The 9,420-nt window shown below is 62.0% G+C and carries 8 protein-coding genes and 1 pseudogene; all 9 read left to right on the forward strand.

Features of this window, described 5'->3' with window-relative positions; all coding sequences use genetic code 11:
* Positions 1-479, forward strand: a 479-nt coding sequence (nuoE, locus tag ACIOVD_RS22015) for an NADH-quinone oxidoreductase subunit NuoE (protein ID WP_401130174.1), incomplete at its 5' end; no start/stop codon positions are given.
* Positions 476-1,831 (forward strand): NADH-quinone oxidoreductase subunit NuoF, encoded by a 1,356-nt coding sequence (gene nuoF, locus ACIOVD_RS22020; protein WP_401130176.1) that lies wholly within the window; start codon positions 476-478, stop codon positions 1,829-1,831. The genes nuoE and nuoF, both read left to right, overlap by 4 nt.
* Positions 1,832-1,967: 136 nt before the next feature.
* Positions 1,968-4,682: an NADH-quinone oxidoreductase subunit NuoG gene (gene nuoG / locus ACIOVD_RS22025; protein WP_095165242.1), complete on the forward strand. Its 2,715-nt coding sequence runs from the start codon at positions 1,968-1,970 to the stop codon at positions 4,680-4,682.
* Positions 4,679-5,686 carry an NADH-quinone oxidoreductase subunit NuoH gene (gene nuoH / locus ACIOVD_RS22030; protein WP_095165243.1) on the forward strand — a complete coding sequence of 336 codons (1,008 nt, stop codon included), beginning with the start codon at positions 4,679-4,681 and terminating at the stop codon, positions 5,684-5,686. The genes nuoG and nuoH overlap by 4 nt, the downstream gene beginning before the upstream one ends.
* 11 nt (positions 5,687-5,697) lie before the next feature.
* Positions 5,698-6,246, forward strand: coding sequence for an NADH-quinone oxidoreductase subunit NuoI (gene nuoI / locus ACIOVD_RS22035; protein ID WP_042559871.1), 549 nt, complete (start codon positions 5,698-5,700; stop codon positions 6,244-6,246).
* Positions 6,247-6,255: 9 nt separating this feature from the next.
* Positions 6,256-6,756, forward strand: a complete 501-nt coding sequence (gene nuoJ, locus ACIOVD_RS22040) for an NADH-quinone oxidoreductase subunit J (protein ID WP_095165244.1) — start codon at positions 6,256-6,258, stop codon at positions 6,754-6,756.
* Positions 6,757-6,759: 3 nt separating this feature from the next.
* Positions 6,760-7,068, forward strand: a complete 309-nt coding sequence (gene nuoK, locus ACIOVD_RS22045; protein ID WP_093421177.1) for an NADH-quinone oxidoreductase subunit NuoK — start codon at positions 6,760-6,762, stop codon at positions 7,066-7,068.
* Positions 7,065-8,918 (forward strand): NADH-quinone oxidoreductase subunit L, encoded by a 1,854-nt coding sequence (gene nuoL / locus ACIOVD_RS22050; protein ID WP_159996946.1) that lies wholly within the window; start codon positions 7,065-7,067, stop codon positions 8,916-8,918. The genes nuoK and nuoL overlap by 4 nt, the downstream gene beginning before the upstream one ends.
* A 39-nt stretch (positions 8,919-8,957) precedes the next feature.
* Positions 8,958-9,420: pseudogene (locus ACIOVD_RS22055) on the forward strand (NADH-quinone oxidoreductase subunit M); the annotation flags it as partial.

Below are 9,420 nucleotides of genomic sequence, written 5' to 3' on the forward strand. Positions count from 1 at the left end.
AGACAGACCGTTTCACCTTGAGTGAAACCGAGCGCTCGGCCATCGAGCACGAGTTGCATCACTACGAAGACCCGCGCGCGGCGTCGATCGAAGCCCTGAAGATCGTCCAGAAGGAACGTGGCTGGGTGCCCGATGGCGCCCTGTACGCCATCGGCGAGATCCTCGGCATCCCGGCCAGCGACGTTGAAGGCGTGGCGACGTTCTACAGCCAGATCTTCCGCCAGCCAGTGGGCCGCCACATCATTCGCGTCTGCGACAGCATGGTCTGCTACATCGGCGGCCATGAGTCGGTGGTCAGTGAAATCCAGAGCAAACTGGGGATCGGCCTCGGCCAGACCACTGCCGACGGTCGTTTCACCCTGCTGCCTGTCTGCTGCCTCGGCAACTGCGACAAGGCGCCGGCGTTGATGATCGACGACGACACTTTCGGTGACGTACAGCCTGCTGGCGTTGCCAAACTGTTGGAGGGCTACGTATGACCCTGACTTCCTTCGGCCCGGCCAACCGCATCAAGCGCTCGGCAGAGACCCATCCGCTGACCTGGCGCCTGCGTGACGACGGCGAGGCCGTATGGCTCGACGAGTACCAGGCCAAGAACGGTTACGCCGCGGCACGCAAGGCCTTCGCCGACATGGCCCAGGACGACATCGTCCAGACCGTGAAAGACGCCGGCCTCAAGGGTCGCGGTGGTGCGGGCTTCCCCACGGGTGTGAAGTGGGGCCTGATGCCCAAAGACGAATCCATCAACATCCGCTACCTGCTGTGCAACGCGGATGAAATGGAGCCCAACACCTGGAAAGACCGCATGCTGATGGAGCAACTGCCCCATCTGCTGATCGAAGGCATGCTGATCAGCGCCCGCGCGCTGAAAACCTACCGTGGCTACATCTTCCTGCGTGGCGAATACACCACCGCCGCCAAGCACCTCAACCGTGCCGTGGAAGAAGCCAAGGCCGCTGGCCTGCTGGGTAAAAACATCCTCGGCTCAGGCTTTGACTTCGAGCTGTTCGTGCACACCGGCGCCGGGCGTTACATCTGCGGTGAAGAAACCGCACTGATCAACTCCCTCGAAGGCCGTCGCGCCAACCCGCGCTCCAAGCCACCCTTCCCTGCCGCCGTAGGCGTGTGGGGCAAGCCGACCTGCGTGAACAACGTTGAAACCCTGTGCAACGTGCCGGCGATCATTGCCGACGGCGTGGACTGGTACAAATCGTTGGCCCGCGAAGGCAGCGAAGACATGGGCACCAAGCTCATGGGCTTCTCCGGCAAGGTCAAGAACCCGGGCCTGTGGGAGCTGCCATTCGGCGTTACCGGCCGCGAACTGTTCGAAGACTACGCTGGCGGCATGCGCGACGGCTTCAAGCTCAAGGCCTGGCAACCAGGCGGCGCCGGTACCGGCTTCTTGCTGCCGGAACACCTGGACGCACAAATGTACGCCGGCGGCATCGCCAAGGTGGGCACCCGTATGGGTACCGGCCTGGCCATGGCGGTGGACGACAGCGTCAACATGGTGTCCCTGCTGCGCAACATGGAACAGTTCTTCGCCCGTGAGTCGTGCGGTTTCTGCACCCCTTGCCGCGATGGCTTGCCATGGAGCGTCAAGCTGCTGATGGCTATCGAGAAAGGCGAAGGCCAGCCCGGTGACATCGAGACCCTGCTGGGTCTGGTCGGCTTCCTCGGCCCAGGCAAGACCTTCTGTGCTCACGCACCGGGTGCCGTGGAGCCATTGGGCAGCGCTATCAAATACTTCCGTCCAGAGTTCGAAGCCGGCATCGCGCCTATCAGCGCCGCCGTCCCGCCCCTGGCAAGGCCGATCGTAATCGGCGCGTAACGCTTAACAAGGCGAAGGGTCCGTGCCCTTCGCCTTCTCGTGTGATGACGCCGCCCGCGGCTGTTTTGACTCACGCGAATGACAAGATTCCATTAGCCACGCCCGCTGACACCGGGCCAACGAAGAACTTTGAACCATGGCCACTATCCACGTAGACGGCAAAGCGCTCGAAGTCGACGGGGCAGACAACCTGTTACAGGCATGTCTGTCGCTAGGCCTCGATATTCCTTACTTCTGCTGGCACCCCGCCCTTGGCAGCGTTGGCGCTTGCCGCCAGTGCGCGGTCAAGCAGTACACCGACGAGAACGACACCCGCGGTCGTATCGTCATGTCCTGCATGACCCCTGCCACTGATGGCACCTGGATCTCCATCGACGATGAAGAGTCCAAGGCCTTTCGCGCCAGCGTTGTTGAATGGCTGATGACCAACCACCCTCACGACTGCCCGGTCTGTGAGGAAGGCGGTCACTGCCACCTGCAAGACATGACGGTAATGACCGGCCACAACGAGCGCCGTTACCGCTTCACCAAGCGTACCCACCAGAACCAGCAACTGGGCCCGTTCATTTCCCACGAGATGAACCGCTGCATCGCCTGCTACCGCTGCGTGCGCTTCTATAAAGACTACGCCGGCGGCACCGACCTGGGCGTGTTCGGCGCCCACGACAACGTGTACTTCGGTCGCGTTGAAGACGGCACCCTGGAAAGCGAGTTCTCCGGCAACCTCACCGAGGTCTGCCCGACCGGTGTGTTCACCGACAAGACTCACTCCGAGCGCTACAACCGCAAGTGGGACATGCAGTTCTCGCCGAGCATCTGCCATGGCTGCTCCAGCGGTTGCAACATCTCCCCAGGTGAGCGCTACGGCGAACTGCGACGCATCGAGAACCGTTTCAACGGTTCGGTGAACCAGTACTTCCTGTGCGACCGTGGCCGTTTCGGTTATGGCTACGTCAACCGCGAAGACCGCCCGCGTCAGCCTCTGCTGGCCAATGGTGCCAAGCTGAGCCTCGACGAAGCGCTGGATAAAGCCGCCGACCTGCTGCGCGGTCGCAACATCGTCGGTATCGGTTCGCCGCGGGCCAGCCTCGAAAGCAACTACGCGTTGCGCGAGCTGGTCGGCGCCGAGCACTTCTACAGCGGTATCGAAGCCGCTGAGCTGGAGCGTATTCGCCTGGTCCTGCAAGTGCTGAACGACAGCCCGCTGCCAGTGCCGAACATGCGTGACATCGAAGACCATGACGCGATCTTCGTCCTCGGTGAAGACCTGACCCAGACCGCCGCCCGCATGGCGCTGTCCCTGCGTCAATCGGTCAAGGGCAAGGCTGAAGACATGGCCGACGCCATGCGCGTCCAGCCTTGGCTCGACGCCGCCGTGAAGAACATCGGCCAGCACGCGCTGAACCCGCTGTTCATCGCCAGCATCGCTGAGACCAAGCTCGACGACATCGCCGAAGAGTGCGTACACGCCGCGCCCGACGACCTGGCCCGCATCGGTTTCGCCGTGGCTCACGCCCTCGACGCCAGCGCTCCAGCCGTTGAAGGCCTGGACAGCGAAGCCCTCGAACTGGCCAAGCGCATCGCCGACGCCCTGCTCGCGGCCAAGCGTCCATTGATCATTGCCGGCACCTCGTTGGGCTCCAAGGCGCTGATCGAAGCTGCCGCGAACATCGCCAAGGCGCTGAAGCTGCGCGAGAAGAACGGCTCCATCAGCCTGATCGTGCCAGAGGCCAACAGCCTCGGCCTGGCCATGCTCGGTGGCGAATCGGTCGATGCAGCCCTGCAAGCAGTCATCGACGGCCAGGCCGACGCCATCGTCGTGCTGGAAAACGACCTGTACACCCGCACCACCAAGGCCAAGGTCGATGCAGCGCTGAGCGCCGCGAAAGTAGTGATCGTCGCTGACCATCAGAAGACCGCCACCAGTGATCGCGCGCACCTGGTCCTGCCAGCTGCCAGCTTCGCCGAAGGCGATGGCACCCTCGTCAGCCAGGAAGGTCGCGCCCAGCGCTTCTTCCAGGTGTTCGATCCGAAGTACATGGACGCCAGCATCCTGGTCCACGAAGGCTGGCGCTGGCTGCACGCCCTGCGCGCCACCCTGCTGAACCAGCCAATCGACTGGACCCAGCTCGACCACGTGACCGCTGCCGTCGCTTCCAGCACGCCGCAACTGGCACGCATCGTCGATGCCGCCCCGTCCGCCGCGTTCCGCATCAAGGGCATGAAACTCGCCCGTGAGCCGCTGCGTTACTCCGGCCGGACCGCCATGCGCGCCGACATCAGCGTGCACGAGCCGCGCACCCCGCAAGACAACGACACCGCGTTCGCCTTCTCCATGGAAGGTTACTCGGGTTCGGTCGAGCCACGTCAGCAAGTGCCATTCGCCTGGTCCCCGGGCTGGAACTCGCCGCAAGCCTGGAACAAGTTCCAGGACGAAGTCGGTGGTCACATCCGCGCTGGCGACCCAGGCACCCGCCTGATCGAAAGCACGGGTGATGCGCTGAACTGGTTCGCCAATGTGCCTCGCGCCTTCAACCCGGCCCAGGGTACCTGGCAGGTCGTGCCGTTCTTCCACCTGCTCGGCAGCGAAGAGAACTCTTCCAAGGCCGCTCCGGTACAAGAACGCATTCCCGCGGCCTACGTGGCGCTGGCCAAGTCCGAAGCCGATCGCCTGGGGGTCAACGATGGCGCCCTGCTGAGCCTGAACGTGGCCGGCCAGACCCTGCGTCTGCCACTGCGCATCAATGAGCAGCTGGGTGCTGGCCTGGTGGCCTTGCCTGCCGGCCTGGCTGGCATTCCACCAGCGATCGCAGGCTTTTCCGTTGACGGTCTGCAGGAGGCAGCGCAATGACCTGGTTCACCCCTGAAGTGATCGACACCATCATCGCGGTCGTCAAGGCCCTGGTGGTGATGCTGGCCGTGGTGGTTGCAGGCGCCCTGCTCAGCTTCGTCGAACGTCGCCTGCTGGGCTGGTGGCAGGACCGTTATGGTCCGAACCGCGTTGGCCCGTTCGGCATGTTCCAGATCGCCGCCGACATGCTCAAGATGTTCTTCAAGGAAGACTGGACCCCGCCGTTTGCCGACAAGGTGATTTTCACCCTGGCACCGGTCGTGGCCATGAGCGCCTTGCTGATCGCCTTCGCGATCATCCCGATCACCCCGACCTGGGGTGTGGCGGACCTGAACATCGGCCTGCTGTTCTTCTTCGCCATGGCCGGCCTTTCGGTCTACGCGGTGCTGTTCGCCGGCTGGTCGAGCAACAACAAGTTCGCCCTGCTGGGTGCCTTGCGTGCCTCGGCCCAGACCGTGTCCTACGAAGTGTTCATGGGCCTTGCGCTCATGGGCATCGTGGTTCAGGTCGGCTCGTTCAACATGCGTGACATCGTCGAGTACCAGGCGCAGAACCTGTGGTTCATCATTCCGCAGTTCTTCGGTTTCTGTACCTTCTTCGTTGCTGGCGTCGCCGTGACTCACCGTCACCCGTTCGACCAGCCGGAAGCAGAACAGGAACTGGCCGACGGTTACCACATCGAATATGCCGGCATGAAGTGGGGCATGTTCTTCGTCGGCGAGTACATCGGCATCATCCTGATCTCGGCGCTGCTGGTCACCCTGTTCTTCGGTGGCTGGCACGGTCCGTTCGGCATCCTGCCGCAACTGGCTTTCTTCTGGTTCGCATTGAAGACCGCGTTCTTCATCATGCTGTTCATCCTGCTGCGCGCTTCGATTCCGCGCCCGCGTTATGACCAGGTGATGGATTTCAGCTGGAAATTCTGCCTGCCGCTGACCCTGATCAATTTGCTGGTGACCGCTGCGGTTGTGTTGTTGAACACGCCTGCGGGCGCGGTTCAGTGAGGATTTGACCCATGTTCAAATATATTGGCGACATCGTTAAGGGTACTGGTACCCAGTTGCGCAGCCTGATCATGGTTTTCGGCCATGGCTTTCGCAAGCGCGACACCCTGCAATACCCGGAAGAGGCGGTGTACCTGCCGCCTCGCTACCGTGGCCGTATCGTCCTGACCCGCGACCCCGATGGTGAAGAGCGTTGTGTAGCCTGCAACCTGTGCGCCGTGGCCTGCCCGGTCGGCTGCATCTCGCTGCAGAAAGCTGAAACCGAAGACGGTCGCTGGTACCCGGACTTCTTCCGTATCAACTTCTCGCGCTGCATTTTCTGCGGCCTGTGCGAAGAAGCCTGCCCGACCACCGCGATCCAGCTCACGCCGGATTTCGAAATGGCCGAGTTCAAGCGTCAGGACCTGGTTTACGAGAAAGAAGATCTGCTGATCTCCGGTCCCGGTAAAAACCCTGACTACAACTTCTATCGTGTTGCAGGTATGGCCATTGCCGGTAAGCCAAAAGGCTCCGCGCAAAATGAAGCCGAGCCGATCAACGTGAAGAGCTTGCTGCCTTAAGGAAGAAAGATGGAATTCGCTTTCTATTTCGCATCGGGTATCGCGGTGGTGTCCACGCTTCGTGTGATCACCAACACCAACCCTGTGCACGCCCTGCTCTACCTGATTATTTCGCTGATCGCCGTGGCGATGACCTTCTTCAGCCTCGGTGCGCCATTTGCCGGGGTCCTGGAAGTGATTGCCTACGCCGGCGCCATCATGGTGCTGTTCGTGTTCGTGGTGATGATGCTGAACCTGGGCCCGGCCGCGGTTCAGCAGGAACGTGTCTGGCTCAAGCCCGGTATCTGGCTGGGCCCGGTCGTGCTCGCTGCGCTGCTGTTGGCTGAACTGCTGTACGTACTGTTCAGCCACTCCAGCGGCGCTGCCATTGGTCTTACCACCGTGGACGCCAAGGCCGTGGGCATCAGCCTGTTCGGTCCTTACCTGCTGGTGGTCGAACTCGCCTCGATGCTGCTGCTCGCTGCAGCCGTCACGGCGTTCCATTTGGGCCGCAACGAGGCGAAGGAGTAATTCATGCCTGCTATCCCTTTAGAGCATGGACTGGCTGTCGCCGGCATCCTGTTCTGCCTCGGCCTGGTCGGCCTGATGGTCCGCCGCAACATTCTTTTCGTGTTGATGAGCCTGGAAGTGATGATGAACGCCGCTGCCCTGGCATTCATCGTTGCCGGTGCACGTTGGGGCCAGCCGGATGGACAAGTCATGTTCATCCTGGTGATCAGCCTGGCAGCCGCCGAGGCCAGTATTGGCCTGGCGATCCTGCTGCAACTGTATCGCCGCTTCCACACGCTCGATATCGACGCTGCCAGTGAGATGCGCGGATGAACCTACTCTTCCTGACTTTCGTATTCCCCCTGATCGGGTTCCTGCTGCTGTCGTTCTCCCGCGGACGCATCTCGGAAAACCTCGCGGCGCTGATCGGTGTCGGCTCCATCGGCCTCTCGGCGATCGTCACTGCCTACGTGATCTGGCAGTTCAACGTCGCACCGCCTGAAGGCGGCCACTACACCCAGGTGTTGTGGCAGTGGATGGCGGTGGAAGGTTTCACCCCCAACTTCGCCCTGTACCTGGATGGCCTGTCGGTCACCATGCTTGGCGTAGTAGTGGGCGTGGGCTTCCTGATCCACCTGTTCGCGTCCTGGTACATGCGCGGTGAAGCCGGCTACTCGCGTTTCTTCGCCTACACCAACCTGTTTATCGCCAGCATGCTGTTTCTGGTGCTGGGCGATAACCTGCTGTTCCTGTACTTCGGCTGGGAAGGCGTGGGCCTGTGCTCCTACCTGTTGATCGGTTTCTACTACAGCAACCGCAACAACGGTAACGCAGCACTCAAGGCGTTCATCGTCACCCGTATCGGCGACGTGTTCATGGCCATCGGCCTGTTCATCCTGTTCCAACAGGTGGGCACGCTGAACATCCAGGAACTGCTGGTGCTGGCACCGCAGAAATTCCAGGCTGGCGACTTCTGGATCGTGTTGGCGACCCTGATGCTGCTGGGTGGCGCGGTCGGTAAATCGGCTCAGTTGCCGCTGCAAACCTGGTTGGCGGACGCAATGGCCGGCCCAACCCCGGTTTCGGCACTGATCCACGCCGCGACCATGGTGACCGCCGGTGTCTACCTGATTGCCCGTACCCACGGTCTGTTTGCCCTGGCACCGGACATCCTGCAACTGGTCGGCATCGTCGGCGGTGTGACCCTGGTGCTGGCGGGTTTCGCCGCCCTGGTGCAGACCGACATCAAGCGTATCCTCGCCTACTCGACCATGAGCCAGATCGGCTACATGTTCCTCGCCCTGGGCGTCGGTGCCTGGGATGGCGCGATCTTCCACCTGATGACCCACGCCTTCTTCAAGGCGCTGCTGTTCCTCGCATCCGGTGCGGTGATCGTGGCCTGCCACCACGAGCAGAACATCTTCAAGATGGGCGGCCTGTGGAAAAAGCTGCCACTGGCGTACGCCAGCTTCATCGTTGGCGGCGCGGCCCTCGCGGCCCTGCCACTGGTTACCGCAGGTTTCTACTCGAAAGACGAAATCCTCTGGGAAGCCTTTGCCAGCGGCAACCACGCCCTGCTGTACGCAGGCCTGGTGGGTGCATTCATGACCTCGCTGTACACCTTCCGCCTGATCTTCATCGCGTTCCACGGTGAAGCGAAGACCGAAGCCCACGCCGGCCACGGCATTGCCCACTGGCTGCCACTGTCGGTGCTGATCGTACTGTCGACTGCCATTGGCGCGATGATCGTGCCGCCGCTGCACGGTGTGCTGCCGCAAAGCGTCGGGCATGCCGGTGGCGAAGCCAAGCACAGCCTGGAAATCGCCTCGGGCGCCATCGCCCTGTCCGGTATCCTGCTGGCCGCGCTGCTGTTCCTGGGCAAGCGTCGGTTTGTCACGGCCATCGCCAACAGCGGCATCGGCCGTCTGCTCTCGGCCTGGTGGTTCGCCGCCTGGGGCTTCGACTGGATCTACGACAAGCTGTTCGTCAAGCCGTACCTGGCGATCAGCCATCTGCTGCGCAAAGACCCGTTCGACCAAACCATCGGTTTGATCCCGCGTCTGGCCAAAGGGGGTCACAACTCCCTGAGCCGCACCGAGACGGGTCAACTGCGTTGGTACGCCGCCTCGATGGCTGCTGGTGCCGTGCTGGTAATCGGCGCCATTGTGCTGGTAGCGGTCTGATATGAACCTTGCGAATTTGCGAAAGGAAACGAGCCCGTCATGATTCTGCCTTGGCTAATCCTGATCCCCTTCATCGGCGGCCTGCTGTGCTGGATGGGTGAGCGCTTCGGCGCCACCCTCCCTCGCTGGATTGCGCTGTTGACCATGACCCTGGAACTCGCCCTCGGCCTCTGGCTGTGGGCCCATGGTGACTATTCATTTGCTCCGGCACCTGGTGCCGATCCGACCTGGGCGCTTGAGTTCAAGCATGTCTGGATCGAGCGTTTTGGCATCAACGTGCACCTGGCCCTCGACGGCCTGTCACTGTTGATGATCCTGCTGACCGGCCTGCTGGGTATCCTCTCGGTACTCTGCTCCTGGAAAGAGATTCAGCGTCACGTGGGTTTCTTCCACCTGAACCTGATGTGGATCATGGTCGGCGGTGTCGGCGTGTTGCTCGCCCTCGACCTGTTCATGTTCTTCTTGGTCTGGGTAATGATGCTGGTGCCGATGTACTTCCTCA

This window comes from Pseudomonas sp. NPDC087626 (assembly GCF_044743405.1).
Taxonomy (GTDB): Bacteria; Pseudomonadota; Gammaproteobacteria; order Pseudomonadales; family Pseudomonadaceae; genus Aquipseudomonas.

What these genes read in the sequence shown, in the direction of transcription:
- nuoF (WP_401130176.1), top strand. Translation starts at nt 476, where the DNA reads ATGACCCTGACTTCCTTCGGCCCGGCCAACCGCATCAAGCGCTCGGCA.
- nuoJ (WP_095165244.1), top strand. Translation starts at nt 6,256, where the DNA reads ATGGAATTCGCTTTCTATTTCGCATCGGGTATCGCGGTGGTGTCCACG.
- nuoH (WP_095165243.1), top strand. Translation starts at nt 4,679, where the DNA reads ATGACCTGGTTCACCCCTGAAGTGATCGACACCATCATCGCGGTCGTC.
- nuoL (WP_159996946.1), top strand. Translation starts at nt 7,065, where the DNA reads ATGAACCTACTCTTCCTGACTTTCGTATTCCCCCTGATCGGGTTCCTG.
- nuoI (WP_042559871.1), top strand. Translation starts at nt 5,698, where the DNA reads ATGTTCAAATATATTGGCGACATCGTTAAGGGTACTGGTACCCAGTTG.
- nuoG (WP_095165242.1), top strand. Translation starts at nt 1,968, where the DNA reads ATGGCCACTATCCACGTAGACGGCAAAGCGCTCGAAGTCGACGGGGCA.
- nuoK (WP_093421177.1), top strand. Translation starts at nt 6,760, where the DNA reads ATGCCTGCTATCCCTTTAGAGCATGGACTGGCTGTCGCCGGCATCCTG.